Annotated in this window: 13 protein-coding genes; 6 read left to right on the top strand and 7 right to left on the bottom strand. The window is 46.8% G+C overall.

Going from position 1 to position 14854, the window contains the following annotated elements:
• The first annotated feature begins 384 nt into the window (after window positions 1–384).
• The 3 genes from FVR03_RS21880 to FVR03_RS21870 all read left to right on the top strand — a co-directional run bounded on the left by FVR03_RS21880 (window position 385) and on the right by FVR03_RS21870 (window position 3077).
• Entirely contained in the window at window positions 385–804 is a 420-nt protein-coding gene (locus FVR03_RS21880; protein ID WP_147923913.1) for a hypothetical protein, read from the top strand.
• A complete protein-coding gene (locus FVR03_RS21875) occupies window positions 805–2187 on the top strand; it encodes a glycosyltransferase (protein WP_147923912.1) in 1383 nt (460 codons plus the stop codon).
• A 119-nt stretch (window positions 2188–2306) separates the two neighbouring features.
• Window positions 2307–3077 carry a hypothetical protein gene (locus FVR03_RS21870; RefSeq protein ID WP_147923911.1) on the top strand — a complete coding sequence of 257 codons (771 nt, stop codon included), beginning with the start codon at window positions 2307–2309 and terminating at the stop codon, window positions 3075–3077.
• 214 nt (window positions 3078–3291) lie between these two features.
• On the opposite strand, the gene FVR03_RS21865 is transcribed toward FVR03_RS21870, so the two are convergent.
• Window positions 3292–4410: an alanine racemase gene (locus FVR03_RS21865; RefSeq protein ID WP_147923910.1), complete on the bottom strand. Its 1119-nt coding sequence runs from the start codon at window positions 4408–4410 to the stop codon at window positions 3292–3294.
• 330 nt (window positions 4411–4740) lie between these two features.
• On the opposite strand from FVR03_RS21865, the gene FVR03_RS21860 reads away from it, so the two are divergent.
• A complete protein-coding gene (locus FVR03_RS21860; protein WP_147923909.1) occupies window positions 4741–5280 on the top strand; it encodes a CopD family protein in 540 nt (179 codons plus the stop codon).
• 132 nt (window positions 5281–5412) lie between these two features.
• Window positions 5413–6048, top strand: a complete 636-nt coding sequence (locus tag FVR03_RS21855; RefSeq protein WP_147923908.1) for a hypothetical protein — start codon at window positions 5413–5415, stop codon at window positions 6046–6048.
• 94 nt (window positions 6049–6142) lie between these two features.
• Here the strand turns inward: FVR03_RS21855 and FVR03_RS21850 are convergent, their stop codons facing one another.
• The 6 genes from FVR03_RS21850 to FVR03_RS21825 all read right to left on the bottom strand — a co-directional run bounded on the left by FVR03_RS21850 (window position 6143) and on the right by FVR03_RS21825 (window position 13446).
• Entirely contained in the window at window positions 6143–7054 is a 912-nt protein-coding gene (locus FVR03_RS21850; protein WP_147923907.1) for an AEC family transporter, read from the bottom strand.
• 174 nt (window positions 7055–7228) lie between these two features.
• Complete coding sequence (locus FVR03_RS21845; RefSeq protein ID WP_147923906.1) at window positions 7229–7912, bottom strand: 2'-5' RNA ligase family protein; 684 nt, start codon at window positions 7910–7912, stop codon at window positions 7229–7231.
• Between the two features lie 145 nt (window positions 7913–8057).
• Entirely contained in the window at window positions 8058–9965 is a 1908-nt protein-coding gene (locus FVR03_RS21840; RefSeq protein ID WP_147923905.1) for a DUF294 nucleotidyltransferase-like domain-containing protein, read from the bottom strand.
• Between the two features lie 82 nt (window positions 9966–10047).
• Window positions 10048–10587 carry an MBL fold metallo-hydrolase gene (locus FVR03_RS21835; protein ID WP_147923904.1) on the bottom strand — a complete coding sequence of 180 codons (540 nt, stop codon included), beginning with the start codon at window positions 10585–10587 and terminating at the stop codon, window positions 10048–10050.
• 478 nt (window positions 10588–11065) lie between these two features.
• On the bottom strand, window positions 11066–12844 hold the full coding sequence (locus FVR03_RS21830) for an aminopeptidase P family protein (RefSeq protein ID WP_147923903.1): 1779 nt from the start codon (window positions 12842–12844) through the stop codon (window positions 11066–11068).
• Window positions 12845–12933: 89 nt separating this feature from the next.
• The gene (locus FVR03_RS21825; RefSeq protein ID WP_147923902.1) at window positions 12934–13446 is read right to left on the bottom strand and encodes a DUF1905 domain-containing protein; all 513 of its coding nucleotides are present in this window, start codon (window positions 13444–13446) and stop codon (window positions 12934–12936) included.
• A gap of 653 nt (window positions 13447–14099) precedes the next feature.
• Between FVR03_RS21825 and FVR03_RS21820 the strand changes: the two genes are divergently transcribed.
• On the top strand, window positions 14100–14315 hold the full coding sequence (locus tag FVR03_RS21820) for a hypothetical protein (protein WP_147923901.1): 216 nt from the start codon (window positions 14100–14102) through the stop codon (window positions 14313–14315).
• Window positions 14316–14854 lie beyond the last annotated feature (539 nt).

Here is a 14854-nt window from a genome sequence, read left to right as displayed (position 1 = left end):
ATATACTGGGCAGATTCCATGGCTTTTTTATAAGATTATACGAAACCATAGAAGTCTGCGTAACTCCTATAAGAAAACAAATGAAATAGATAAGAGATGTTAAGCTGTAAAATTTGGATGTCATGCAGTTTTGCCAATAATAATAAATGGAAACAATCGCCTGTAACAGGAGGCCTCCTATAAATTTAACTTATGTTATTAGAAACAATCAGGGCTACATACGAGTATAAGGTTTGCGAGTTATGGTAAATAAATGTAATAAAATTAAAACCATTTAACAACCAGGCTACGTAATGCTGTAGCGCCTCGCTATTGCCACCAGACCAAACCTACGAACAAGCTTAATTTCTTACTGCTTTCATAGCTTTTACTCTACTACCATACATGCATACTTCTACAAATGAGCTTGTGCTGAAGCACCCCCAGGAACAGGAAAACCAGAATAGCCAGGAGAACAGAAGAAACCTTCGAAAAATAAGGTGGATGATCTTGCTCGGTTTAATTACCATGGCCATGTTCCTGATCTGGTTTATAGACGAGGATCACATCGGCTACCCTCCCCTTTTCTGGTTACTGACTACAGCGCTTGGCTTTAAACTGCTCCGCACACTACACGAATGGTACCACTACTACGCCATCAGCATACCCGAAAAGCCTGAGTTGAAGACACCTTTTACCGTAGATGTACTGACGACTGCCTGCCCAGGCGAACCGCATGCCATGATTGTGGCAACGCTGGAAGCCATTCAGGAAATGACATACCCGCACACCACCTACCTCTGCGACGAAGGAAATGATCCTTAACTGAAAGCGCAGTGTGAGCGCCTGGATGTAAAACACGTAACACGGGCTGTAAAGGTAGATGCTAAGGCAGGCAATATTAATAATGCCCTGCGCCAGGCAACCGGCGACATCTGCCTTATTCTGGACCCTGACCACATACCAGCGCCACATTTTCTGGAGGAGGTTTTACCATATTTCGAAAATAAGGAGATGGGCTTTGTGCAGGTGGTGCAGGCCTACCATAACCAAAAAGAGAGTTTGGTAGCGTACGGGGCAGCAGAACAGACTTACAGTTTTTATGGCCCCATGATGATGGGCATGAACTCGTATGGTACCGCACAGGCCATTGGCGCAAACTGCACCTTCAGAAGAGAAGCGCTAGATAGCATTGGCGGGCATGCGGCTGGTTTGTCTGAAGATATGCATACGGCCATGCAGCTCCATGCCAAAGGCTGGAAATCGGTGTATGTACCTAAGATTCTGACAAGAGGATTAGTACCCGGAACTCTCTCGGCTTACTATAAGCAGCAGATAAAATGGGCCAGAGGCACCTTCGAGCTTTTATTTGTAGTATACCCGAAGTTGTTCTCGCAGTTTACGAGCCGGCAGAAGCTGCATTATTTCACGTTGCCGCTCTACTACCTGTTCGGGGTGTTTAACCTGGTCGATTTTCTGATTCCGATACTGGCCCTTTCCTTGGCCGAGTTCCCCTGGTATGTGTCGTTGCTGGAGTTCCTGGTTATGTTTACACCGTTTTTCTGTATCTCCATCTGTATCAGGCATTATGCACAGCGCTGGTACCACGAGAAAAATGAAAAAGGCTTCCATATGTTTGGAGGTATACTCAGAACCGGCACCTGGTGGATCTTCTTCCTGGGCTTTGTTTACTCTGTTTTGCGCATCAAGGTACCTTACATTCCGACACCTAAAGACGATACTCCCAAAAACAACTGGCTCCTCAGTTTGCCCAATATACTTGTTTGCGCAGCCTGCCTAGGAGCCATTGCCTATAGCCAGTATAAATATGGCCATTTAAGAACAAACCCATACATGCAGATGATGGCTATGTTTGCGCTCGTTAACTTTACCATAGTAGGAAGTATGGTCGTTATCGGGCAGGAGCATTTTATATCGCTGGTGCGGAAGCACTTATTACATGCTTCGCTTTTGCAGCCGCTGTTTATGCCGCTTCGCATGTTTATCTGGCGCGCACGCCATAGCTTTTACGATGGTATCAGGTACGGTGCGCTCGGGTTCACTCTTTTAGCTACCTGCATATCACTAAGTTTCATGTTTTTACGCGATGACATTGAAGCCTACCTGGCCAATGAAAACATACTTAAAGATAAAACGGAGCTACCCCTTAAAGAAGGCTCAAACGTTCTTTCAACTCAAAAGAAATAGGTTCTGTGGTAGCTGTAGGAAGTAAACAAACATACTTCTGTTCTAAGTAAACTCCTTTCTGTACTAATCGTTATTAGTATAGAACAGAAATTATTTGCTAACCAATAACAACAGAAGCTATGAACAGATTTGAATCAGACTATGACCAAAACCGCCAACAGGAAGGGGAACACCACTTTCAGACAAGGCGGTCGGACAGGTACCGACATCCTGAGCAGGAGCAAAGGAACATGCCACACCAGCAAAGCCGTTTCGAAAGGTACACTTCGCAAGACGAAAAAGTTTATCGGAACAAAAGCAATTTTGGCACTTATGATTTCCGTGGAGATGAGATGAGCGGCTCCGGTAACTCAGGCAGCCGGTATGGTTCCTCGCCGAACTATGGCAACATGGGAAGCTATGGCGGAGCCCAAGGTTTTGGCTCTTCGCGTGGCGGTTACAGTGCGCCACGCCGCCACAACGACGACTGGAACCATTCGTTTGACAGCGGCAGAGCGCAACAGCACAGCAACGACAGGTCTGGTTCAGGATATAGTGGTGCCTCAAATTTCGGGAACAGTAACCGAGGCTGGCAAAACGAAAACAGACATCGTGGCAAAAGCTGGCAAAGCGACGACAGCAACCGAAACCATGACCTAGAAGGCTCCGATGTATCTAGAAGGTTTGACAGCAGCATGCAGGACAACTACCACTCTTCAAACCGAAACTTTGAGCAAGAAGACTCTACTGGCTACTATATGGGCAGCAGCAATCGCATTAGCCGCGGCAATGTAAGACTTCAGCAAGAAAATGATGCCCGTGACAGAAGAGAAAACGAAGAAGATGACAGGTTTAAACCTTATGGCCTAAGTGGTTACTATAGTGGCGGCTATGGCCCACAGGATCTATAAGCATACAAAAAAGTAGTATGGAGGCACAAGGCTCTTTTACTTTTAACAGGTGATAGTAAAAGCTTATGCTTTGTTATGACACTATAGCTGTTGTAAACTTATTTTATCTTTTTACTAAAATAAAAAGGGAGGCTGACTAAAAATCAGCTTCCCTTTTTTATTGCAGGCACTTTTTTACTAGCCGGAAAGCCAGCAGGTGGCACCTGCCTAAGGGCTAGTTAAAAGAACCAACAGGAAGCCCCGCCAGATGCTCCAGCCACTCTCCCTCCAGGGTGAGGTAGCGTTTCATTGCAACTGCGGTAAGGCAGCTGTGAACGGGTAGTACGTAAAGCAGGTCGCCAACTTCGTAATTCCGGAACTGCTCCTCCGATGCGCTCACAACACCATGCTCCTGCGATAGAGAAACCAGTTTCAAGCCATCAACGGGAGCAGACCAGCCATCTGCCGTTAATGCGACCACCTGCCCGTAGATCACTGTATCATCTTCTGTTATAAGACTATCTTTCGAGAAATGAACGCTACCTCCGTATAAAATCAGCTGGTTTCGCTCCGGGTGCCTGGCTATAACAGGGCAAGCCATACAAACTGCAATCTGCTGGTAAGTGCAGGAGCCGATGTGCTGTTGCGTAAGATCATAAAACACAAAATTACCCGGTCGTATCTCGTCTACGGCAGCAACATTTTCGAGCATGCTGCAAGAAGGCGTATCTCCTATCGAGAGCAGAATATCAGGGAAAAGATGGGTGTAGCGGCTCCGGACCAGGTGCAGGAGGTACACTGTTGTGTTATGAATGGCCTTCACGGCATCGCGATCGGTTTGCTTATAGGTATGGCCGTCGTGCGCTAAAAACCCTTCGAAATAAAACTTCCCGCTCTCGAAAAGGTGCTGCATCATGGGGTCAAGGTCGGTGTTGTTATGCGGCAGCACCCCCGTACGCTGATACCCTGTATCTATTTTAACCCAGATGTAAACCGGCTGCAGCAGCAGTTGCTCGAGCACCGAAATCGCTTCCATGTTCACCACCACCAAGTGTAGTTTTACCTTAGCGGCCAGCTTGTTAATAGTGTCTATCTCAAGTAAGTTAACAGGTATGGCTACGAGAATATCTGTCCAGCCATGGTGGGCAAAATAGCTGGCCATTTGCAACGACGACACGGTGATAGCCTCCACCCCCTGCTCCCGAAACCACTCCCCGACCTGCGCCGACTGATGCGTTTTAAAATGCGGCCTGAGCTTTACACGGTTACGCTGTGCCTTCTCCACCATACGGCTGATGTTCTGTTTGCACTTGGCCTCATCCAGAAGTAAAGTAGGAGTAGTTATTTTCTTCATAAGCGTTTGTTTTTATGGGATTGTGGTTGCCTTAGCAATTTAATATACTTTGGGTTTAGGCAGAAGTCCTGGAATTTAAAAGCATGTGCAAATAGTGCAGAAATCTGTTCTACAAGATCTTACCAGCTTAAACGAACAAGCAGGAGAAAACGACAACACGGCAGGTTATTTTGAATTTGTATCGATTATTATTTTCGTACCGCAATAGCACGACAAGTTATAGGTATTTTTGTTACTTTTCGGCTGTTGGCCAGGTTAAGCAAAATCGGGCAGAAATTAAGCTTTACACCTTGCACCAAGCCAGACAGGAGTGGCTTCATAAGATTGCGTATGTACTTTTTCTACATAAAAGCCCTGCACATTATTTTCGTGGTTACCTGGTTTGCCGGTTTGTTCTATATTGTCCGGCTCTTTATTTACCATGCCGAGGCAAACGAAAAACCAGAACCAGAACGCAGCATTCTGCTGAAACAGTATGAACTCATGCAAAAGCGCCTCTGGTATGGCATTACCTGGCCCTCGGCTGTCCTCACGCTTATTTTCGGACTGATAATTCTGCACCTCTACGGCAGCATTCCGCCCTGGCTCGTCTGGAAGCTTTGGTTCGTGGCTGGCCTTTACGTGTACCATTTTCTTTGCCACCGCATTTTTAAACAGCAACAGCAGGGCCGCTCCGGCTATACCTCCACCCAGCTCCGTATCTGGAACGAGGTTGCCACGGTGTTTCTGATCAGCATTGTGTTCCTGGTAGTCTTAAAAAGCTCGCTGAGTATGTTATGGGGCATTATCGGGTTGCTGGTTTTTTCTGGTGTACTGATGCTGGCCATCCGGATTTACAAACGGACCCGCGAATCTGAAAACAAAGGGTAAAAACCATTCAGCACCTTTCGCCTCTCTTTTTTGAAGGTAGCGCTCAGGTTAATTGGGTTTGGGAGGCTACCTCGTGCTGCTGGCCGGGGCAGTTTAAAAAAATTTGTACCTTTGTTTTATTAATCAGCCTACATGAAGCAAGCAGAACTGAAAGCCACAGAACGAGAATTAATAAAACTGATTCAATTTTTTAAGAAACGCGCTACCCAGTTAATGGATAGCGGCGAGATAAGTACAGAACATACCCAACTGACAACCGCCTGCGAAAACCTGGAAACCCAGCTCTACAACCACGCGCAGAACCGGTCGGCTATCTTAGATAAACGCGAGCGCCTGAACCAGTTGATCGAGGATAATGCCCAGTGCCCCACCTGCCAGAAAGTAGATATGCTCAAGCGCACCGGCAGCACCACCACCGAACGCGGTTGGAAGTGCAACACCTACAAATGCCGCCGCTGCAACATAACCTTTACCTGGAACCGCCCCAACAACCCCTGGGACATGGTAAAGTTTCTGGAAGCCTATATTGCGGAGCTGGAGCAGGGAATTCTGGTAGAGGAAAACGAGGAACTGAAAGCCCACACCGAAAACGCCATCGTGCAACTCAACGATAGCCTTTCGCGATTGCGCCCTGTGCTCGATACCTCTGACGAAGAAATGGAAGCCCTTGCCGTGAAAGAAAAGGAAATGGACCGCCTGATTCACCAGTTTAAAAATTACCTGCTCATAGAAAAAATAAAACTCGATACCTACCAGGAGCCGGAGTAGCACCTTAAATTCAATTATTCTAATGTTTTGGCCCTCTAAAAGAAAAAATGCCACTTTAGATCCAAGGGTCTGGCAGGGAAGCGGCGCTAAAAGGTTAAAACCCTGATACCACCCAATACCAGAACACCAGCGTGATAAACGAAAGTGGCAAACCGAAACCTACCATCATGTTGGCTAACCGGGGTTTCAGGCCGTAAGTTGCAGCCACAATGGACGGGGCGATCATGGGCGACATGGCGGCTTCCATAACGCAGACCTGCACAATTTCGGCACGAGCGTTAAACAAACCAGCGTATAACCCATAAATTATGGCCGGCGCAAGTACCAGCTGGTACGCCAGCCCCAGAAACAGAAAACGCCAGTGCTTGCTGTGCCGCTCCACCCGCAGCTGCATCCCTACCGATACCAGCGCCAGCGGCGTAACCGTGCTACCCAGCCGCTGAAAAACATCTTTCAGCGCATCGGGGAAGTGCAGCCCCAGCAGGCTCATGGCCAGCGCCACGAAAAAAGACAGCAAGGGCGGAAAGGTAAAAATCTTTTTAACGATACCCTTTGCGCTTGCCTCACCTTTGGAGAAAGCTGCCGCCACGGCAATACCTACCGTGGAGAGTGCCACAAACGACCCCGGTTGATCTACGAGAATGGCAATTTTAAGCCCGCTTTCGCCGTACAGTGCTTCAATAATCGGAAAGCCGACAAAAGAGGTATTGCTCAGGCCCGACATCAGAATTAAACAACCGGTAAGTTTGCGCGACCAGCCATACACCCTGCCAAGGCTGCCGAACAGCAAAGCCGACACACCAAAACAAATCCAGGCGACAGCCACAGGCAGGAGCAGTTCACGGTGCAATTCTATTTCAGGTATATAAAGTAAGGCTAAAGCAGGTAAGGAGATGTAGATAACAAACTGGTTAAGCGCCAGCGGAGTAGCGGCCGGAAATGCAGGTACCCGCCGCAAGAGCATCCCGATGAGCAGGCAAACGAAAAGCAGAATAAAGCTACTCATAAAGTGTACTGATATGGGCCCGAAGGTACATACATCTCCGGAAATAAAGCAGCTGCCAAGGCTATTTTGTTTCCTATTGGGCAGTATCAGCCGAGTTGTTACGGCCTTTACCCTTGAGCATTTTTTGACCTGAAGCCCTTCGGAAGGGCATTTCTATTAGCATAATTCTCAGCTTTACCTGAGCCGGAAACGGTGCAGGACCTTTACATGCTTTTGGCGCTGGTACCAATCGTTGTATACCAATTCAGCTTCAGTTATGGTCGAGGTTCCAAAGTTCACATCTTTGTACAGCAGCAACTTATCCAGAAAGGCATCCGGCTGCTGAAGCGGCCGCACAAACCGAACCACGGTGCTGTGCGCTGTTATAATAGCGTAGCGTTTGTCGATGGTTTGTTCCAGGCCCGAGGCGCTGAAGTTTTTGCGGAGCTGGTTGCGCAACAGGCCGAGGCTATCGTCGGTAGGATAACCCTGGAGCATGATGCACGAAGGTGATGCTGTAATGCCCCGCAGCTCCACGGCAAAAGGTCCCACTTCCCGCAACGACTCCTGCACCACCGCCACATAATCGGGCACCGAAATCTGGCGTAAGCTAAAGCCCTGGTAGCAGGAGATAATAGACAGCAGCGTCTGGTGCCGGTCTGAGGCGGGATAATAATACTGCGCCGGCTCCACCTGCCGTAACGCATCCAGGAACTGCTGCACCCTGGCATCTACCTCCGGCAGTAGCCGCGCCAGCAGCGTAATACCGAACCGCTGGTCCTGCTGGTCTTCCAGAAGCGGGTCCAGCTCAAATTTGTTTTGCCTGAACTTTTGAAGAGAGCTTTGCCATAACGCATCGTAATGAGCTGCTAATTGCATGAGTTATCGACTTCAGAATGGATCAAGATATTTTTCGCTGATACTACTAAACCAATTATTTAAATAAAAACTGCCTTCCAAAGCTAAAAAGGCCATTTTAGAGCAAGGGTTGCTTTTGCTGCTGCCCTTCACCAACAGGTTACATTCAGGCAAAGAGCGAATTTTTGAACTCTACTTTAATATAAGACTGAAAATTACTGATGGTTTTAAAAATCTCCTTTAGGGTTACCTGCTCAATTTTAGTCAGGCTGCGGAGATCGATGTAATTGTCAGGTTCCTTTTTATCGTTCATGATCTGGCCAGCCTGCCTTTTAAGTCGCAGACTCATCAGGAAGTAATATGACTGCAGCAGCTCCTGCACTTCGGATTCAGTAAAAATGCCTTTAGCTTTCAGGGCCTGCAGTCGCTCGCCTGTGTTGGTCTTAAAGATGCGGTTCTTCAGGGCATACACCCGCACCAGGTCCACAATCGGTGTCATGGCTTTTTTTATATCGAAAACTTCTTTAGAGTCTTTGGTGAAGGTTTTTATGTTTTTGAAAAAGGTAAGCGGCGGCTCGTACTGCAGCGCGTTGTTGCCCATATGGAAAAACAGCTTGCCCAGCGGCTTCTGCAGTTCCTCATCCAGAAACTCCTTCAGCTCCTCTATAATGGCAGGTTCGCCATAGAGGTAGCGGCAATCGAAAAAGGTAGAGAACTTAATTACTGTTTCGGGAACGGCCTCGCTTATCCAGCTTTCGTAGTTTCGTTTCCAGTGCGAGAGCGAGTGCGTCCATTTGGGGTTTTTGGCCATAAAGCCACCGGTGCAGAAGCTGAAGCCGATGGTGTTCAGGCGATCAGACACCATATCGGCAAAGCGCAGGAAGTACTCGCGCACCAGCTCGCGCTGTTCGTTGGCTTTGTCTTCGTAAATAATGGCGTTGTCCTGGTCGGTTTTGAGGGTCTGTTCTTTGCGACCTTCGCTGCCGAGCACCATAAACACAAACTTTGCAGGCGGCTGGCCTATTTCGTTTATCACTTCCTCTATCACCTTTACCGCAATAGTATCGGAAATGGTGGTGATCATCTGGTTCACGATCTCTGCTTTTACTCCCCGATCCAGCAGCTGAAACACAATTTCCGGCACCTTGTACCATTTTTTGCGCAACTCCCCCACCGACCGCGCCAGCTTAACTGATTGTATGAACATAAACGGCGATTGCGCCTGCTCACTCAGCAGCTTGTTCCGGCTAATGCTGCCCAGGTAGTTCCCGTTATCTTCTATGAGCATGTAACGGGTTTTGGTCTGAAACATCATCAGGATAGCTTCATACACATAGGCCTGCGTACTGATGGAAACAATAGGGTTATCCATGATGCTGCTTACCGGCTGTTGCGCACTTACCTGCTGTGCCACCACATTGTCACGCAGGGTAATGTCGGTTACGTAACCAACTATATCCTGCTTGTCGTCTTTAACAAAAAGGCAACTGGTTTTGTGCTCGGCCATCAGGCGGGCCGCCTCGTAAATAGGGGTATCGTTGCCACAGGCCACTACCTCGCGGTATTCTATGGTCTCTACTTTTTTGGTGTAGAGCTGATCGGAGGCTATAAAGTTTTCGTCGTAGGTAATGGGGCGTTTAACGAAGTGCGCATACTCGTCGTCGATCATGCGTTTGCCGAACTCCGCTGTAAAGTAATGCAGAAATTCTTCGTAGGCCTGGCATAGCGCCTTAAAATCTTTCCGGGGCAGAAAATAAACCAGGGTGCCTTTTTTAGCGATAACCGTGCGCAGCGAGCGCTTCCGGTTCAGCAGCACCGATACTCCTCCAAAGCAATAGCCTGGCCTGTGGAACTCGACAACCCGCCTGGTTTGGGTGCTATCGTAGAAAAAAGCCTCGTATTCGCCTTCCACAATTATATCGACACCGGGCATTTTGGTAACCTCCTGGTGGTAAATAACTGCCTCTTTTGTATGGCGTACTTCCTGCAACAACTCCACCACCCCTTCCAGCACATCGTCCGGGAGTATGTCGAATGGTCTTACAGTTTTAAGAAACGCTAGTTTATCGTTCATAGCCTATGTGGTATAGTACAGGAACTATAAAGATATTAAATTCTGCGGAACCACCATATACAGCTGCAGCAGCCAAACGTACTTATATCGTGTTAACCTTTTCAGCTATTCTCACATCGCAGGGCACTTTTAAACTGGCAGCCATAGTCGTAGCTTCCGCAATGGCATGTTCTTTCTTTGTAAACGCAAACGATGGCGAAGCGGCAGTATTGGCCGCGCAAAGTACTACTTTATATGCTGTAACTGTGACCGACCAGGTCGGGCTGATGCCATTGGGTGTATGAGAGCTTTTGTAGTGAGCAGGAAGCACCGCTATTTTGGAAATAGGAGGCAACGGTTCCCACCGGCCAAACTTGTAGCCTAAAATGGCGGAATAATTCTTCACTTTCCTCCCGTCAACATCGAGCAAAGTTCCACTGTACGCTGATACGCCCAGTACACCAATTGCCACAGCGACGCCCCCCACTACCATAGATTTCATGAAAGAATCCGGATCATTCAGAACAAATGGGCTAAGCAACGACATGAGGCCAGCTCCTATAAAAATGAGCCCCAACAATTGCGGACCTGAAGAAAAGCTTCTTCTTTTGAAGTTGTAGGTTTTGCTGGCAGTCGTGTTCATTTGTTTGCATCGTTTATAATTCTCCAATTGGTGGTGAATTCATTTTCTACCCTTGGCATTATTTAGATGAAAAGGCTTTTGAAGGGCAATTTCATTTAAATAACTAATGTTACGCACCTTCTGGTATTTGGAACCTTTAATTTGGTTCTAGTACATTTGGTAACAGTTTCATCCGGTGCCCTTAGGCTTTCATTTTTCATTGTAGAAGTCTTAGCGCTCAAGGCTGGGGAAGGGGCCCTATTTAAGCGGGGCCTCGTCTTTGGCTCGCATCGCTGTGTTCCCTCCTGCCTTCGCTCGCGCTCAGGCTGTAGCGGGCGGCATCTTACATGTTAGAACTTATTTAAAAAGTTTCTTTAAGCGCTGAATCAATATTTGATTTTTTTAAATAGTCAGCTCATAAACATTTTGCAAATTCTGAATGCATAACATCAGTAAATAATTCAGATATCTCTCTACTTAGGGCAGCCTGCACACCATATTATATAGCTTTAGCTTTCTCGTATAGCCAGTTGCGCTCCTCATCTGTCAGGTAGGGGCTTAGTTTCTCCAGCACCTGGTGGTTGTAGGCGTTCAGCCAACTGATGTGTACCGGCTCCAGCAGCTCTTTTTTTACTGGCGTTGTATCGATGAGCGCCAGCGTGAGGTGCTCAAACGTATAGAACTCACCAAACTCATTTTCTTCATCCGGCACCGTCAGTACCAAGTTCTCGATTCGGATGCCGTGGCGACCTGGCCTGTAAATGCCGGGCTCCACCGATGTAATGGTGCCAGGCTCTATGGGAATGGGCGTTGGAGAAGGATTAAAAACATGTGGCCCTTCATGCACATTCAGGGCAAAACCTACACCGTGGCCGGTGCCATGGCCATAATTGCGGGCATGGTCCCAGAGTGGCTTCCGTGTTATGGCGTCAATCTGGTAACCGCAGGTGCCTTTCGGGAAGCGGGTGGTAGCCCCGTCGATCATGCCTTTCAGTACCAGGGTGTAGTCGGTGCTTTCTTCGATGGTCAGGTTACCCAGCGATACAACGCGTGTAATGTCGGTGGTGCCGCTGCTGTACTGGCCACCGGAGTCGACGAGTAACAGGCCGTCGGGCTGCAGTTGGGCATTGCTGGCTTGGGTTGCCCGGTAGTGCGGTAAGGCTCCATGGGCTTTATAGCCGGCAATGGTATCGAAGCTGGGGCCGATAAAACCCTCCTGCTCTGCCCGTAGCTGCTGCAATTTTTCTTCCGCACTTAATTCTGTTATCTCCAAAGTACTTAAATTATCTTCGAGCCACTTAAAGAATTTAGTTACGGCCACACCGTCTTTTACCATGGTTTCGCGGGTATTGGCAATTTCCGTTTCGTTTTTGATGGCTTTGAAATAGGTAGTCGGGTTAGTCTCCTGCACCACCCGCACCAGGGCTGGCAGCTGCTTGTACAAAGCAAAGCAGGTTCGCTTCGGATCTAGTACTATAGTAGTAGAAGCAGGAAGTTCAGCCAGGGCCTGCCACACCGCCTGGTACGGCAGCAGCGTTACGCCCGCTGATTTTAGCTGGTTCTGCGCCTCCTCCTGTAGTTTCTGCTGCTCAATAAATAATATAGCCTGTTCCTGGCTGATGAGCGCAAAGCAAAGAACCACCGGGTTGCACTTCACGTCGCTGCCACGCATGTTAAAAAGCCAGGCCAGGTCATCGAGCGAAGAAATAAGGTGGAAGTCGGCACGCTGTTTTTGGATGGCTTTGCGCAACTCATTTAGCTTGGCGATTGTGGCCCTACCGGTTATTTCTTCTCCCAGCAGGTAGGCAGGTGCCTGGGGCAATGCAGGACGATCGGGCCAGATGGAGTCCAGGTAATCGAGGTTAGTGCTGAGTTGCAGGCCGAGAGGTTGTAACTGTTCCTCCAGAACCTGGGCAAGCTGCACCGAAATCAGGTTGGCATCAAAGGCTACTATTTCTTCTGGCTGCAACCTCTCCGCCAGCCACTGAATATACTCCGGCGCACCCTGCGCCCTCATTTTAACGAGCTCAAAACCTGTTCCAGCTAGTTGCTCTGCCGCCTGCACAAAGTAGCGGGCATCGGTCCAGAGGCCGGCAAAATCGTGTGTAATAACCAGAGTACCAGCCGAACCGGTAAAACCAGAGGCAAAATAAATGCATTTGTAACGATCGGGCAGGTACTCGCTGATATGCGGATCTGCAGACGGAATGATATAGGCACTTACTTCATCAGCCGCCATTTGAGCCCGTATGGCCTGTAGTTTTTCTGTATAAGTCATGTAAGTTGTAGGCTTTCAAAAAAGCAAAATACAGAAAGATCGGCAGAAAAGTGTTTTTCTTTTGTCTGGAAGGAACACCTGCTGGTAACTTACACCTCACGTTTGCCTTTGCCGAGCATCTCCCGGAAGGTCTCTTTGCCGGGTTGCAATTGTTTCAGGTTCCCGATCAGGAGCAGCGCCCTATCGATGCGTAACTGACTGCTTTTGACGCCCGCCACGTACTGTATTATGTAGCGTTTCATGCCCATTGCCAGTTGGCTGAAGCGTTGGTTCCCCTCCTCATCCTGCCGTAAAAGCTCCTCCAGTTCTTCCGGCACCTCCACTCCGTATTCGCTATCGTCATTTTCCAGCAGCACGCTCACCTGGTCACCACGGCTCAGGCTAGCTTTTTTCATGCGGCTACCCGAAATGGTAATGTAGCCCCTGCCCTGCCCCAAGGCCACCAGCCCGCACTGAAAAGTAACTTTGCTATTTACGGTGCAAATCATTCTCACCTTAAATTTTCCGCCCAGCGACTGCACCACCTCCTCCGATATTTCGAGATAATGGAGTTTAAGCTTCGGCAAATAGCCGATGTGTGTATTTAACTGTATCGGGAACATGAGGCAATATAGGCAAGAAATATATATCTAATATACTGAATGATTATTGGTCCTCTGCTGAAGGTGTTGAGCTAAAAAAAACATTGTCATAACAAGGGATCGACTAACTACTATATGTTATCTAAATAACTTAAATATTTAGATTATTTTTATAATTAAATGACATAAAAGACTTTTAATTTACGTGTTTTAAATGCCGCTCTGCTGTTGCATTAGTTACGCTTAATTTATAACTAAACAAATTCAGAGTTAGTGTAGGCATAACAATAGCTACAACAGCATCAACAACAGCTGTAATTTGCTGAAATAATATTCATAACCCTTGAGGCTTTACAGCGATATTAGCTTCTGGAGGGCATTTTTATTTAAATAATTACCTCTGTATTATTGAACTAAGCGAGATATAAAATGGGATTATTTTAATCGTTATAATTAAAAATAAATCAAAAACATCTCATATTCAGGGTATTTATATTTTAAGTAAATAAGTTCCTTTAAATATCATAAGTTTAAAAATTGTGCAATATAAATTTACTTTCTGCAATTAAGTTATCTAAACTTAAACAAATTATTAATTTTTTCGTAGCCTTTGCGCACAACCTATAAATTTTTTCAATATCTTAGTACCACGTTAATACAGAAAGGTCAGAGATATGGAATTCAATATAGTGGTAGCACCTAACTTAGAAACTCTAGCAGCAGAAGTATCTGGTTTATTCTCCAAAGGATGGAAATTAAAAGGAAGTATTGTGGAGCACAAGCAAGGGTACGCCCAGCAAATGACCCGAAAGCCTTCTGACCTGGTGCGTGTGCGGACAAAAGCTAACCATACACAGCCAGCACCAAAAAGAACTAAATGGATAGAATAAGCTTTATAATCGCATTATAATACAGGTAGCGGTAGCGCCACCTACAACTCTTTGGCACTGCTATTTTTTAACTTGTGTCCAGAGTTATTTCTCCTGGTTTTCTGAACCGATCCCATCGTTGTTAAAATATCACTTTAATGACGTTTGCTGCCCTTGTTACAGGTGCAGCAGTTGCTCTGCAGTCATCTTTACTGGCTAAATCAGCGCCTCCTCCAGATTAAATTTTCAAATTAAAGCTCCCAGCAAGGAGCTCTTCCCTTATCAATATATTAACACAATTGTCTTTAAATCAGCATTTTACAATCCACCTCAATGGTTGTAAAACCTATCCGATATTAATTTTTCAGAATATTTGCCTATTCAAGCATCTTTTTTGGCTGGCATAAGTATATATGCTAGATCAAATAAAAAGTAACAATATAATATTTCGAAGAAAATTATAATTCATCCAATTCCAACATTGTATTAACTCCAAATCCATTCACAAACAATTGGCTCCTTATTCACCTTTTATGAAGAGATTACTATTCGGTTTACTC

It is taken from the genome of Pontibacter qinzhouensis (assembly GCF_008017455.1).
GTDB lineage: Bacteria > Bacteroidota > Bacteroidia > Cytophagales > Hymenobacteraceae > Pontibacter > Pontibacter qinzhouensis.
This window is presented reverse-complemented; position numbering and strand designations above follow the sequence as displayed.

Excerpts from the sequence above, each read along its gene's own strand:
- FVR03_RS21880 (WP_147923913.1), top strand. The coding sequence starts at position 385 with ATGCATACTTCTACAAATGAGCTTGTGCTGAAGCACCCCCAGGAACAG.
- FVR03_RS21870 (WP_147923911.1), top strand. The coding sequence starts at position 2,307 with ATGAACAGATTTGAATCAGACTATGACCAAAACCGCCAACAGGAAGGG.
- FVR03_RS21865 (WP_147923910.1), bottom strand. The coding sequence starts at position 4,410 with ATGAAGAAAATAACTACTCCTACTTTACTTCTGGATGAGGCCAAGTGC.
- FVR03_RS21860 (WP_147923909.1), top strand. The coding sequence starts at position 4,741 with ATGTACTTTTTCTACATAAAAGCCCTGCACATTATTTTCGTGGTTACC.
- FVR03_RS21855 (WP_147923908.1), top strand. The coding sequence starts at position 5,413 with ATGAAGCAAGCAGAACTGAAAGCCACAGAACGAGAATTAATAAAACTG.
- FVR03_RS21850 (WP_147923907.1), bottom strand. The coding sequence starts at position 7,054 with ATGAGTAGCTTTATTCTGCTTTTCGTTTGCCTGCTCATCGGGATGCTC.
- FVR03_RS21845 (WP_147923906.1), bottom strand. The coding sequence starts at position 7,912 with ATGCAATTAGCAGCTCATTACGATGCGTTATGGCAAAGCTCTCTTCAA.
- FVR03_RS21840 (WP_147923905.1), bottom strand. The coding sequence starts at position 9,965 with ATGAACGATAAACTAGCGTTTCTTAAAACTGTAAGACCATTCGACATA.
- FVR03_RS21835 (WP_147923904.1), bottom strand. The coding sequence starts at position 10,587 with ATGAACACGACTGCCAGCAAAACCTACAACTTCAAAAGAAGAAGCTTT.
- FVR03_RS21830 (WP_147923903.1), bottom strand. The coding sequence starts at position 12,844 with ATGACTTATACAGAAAAACTACAGGCCATACGGGCTCAAATGGCGGCT.
- FVR03_RS21825 (WP_147923902.1), bottom strand. The coding sequence starts at position 13,446 with ATGTTCCCGATACAGTTAAATACACACATCGGCTATTTGCCGAAGCTT.
- FVR03_RS21820 (WP_147923901.1), top strand. The coding sequence starts at position 14,100 with ATGGAATTCAATATAGTGGTAGCACCTAACTTAGAAACTCTAGCAGCA.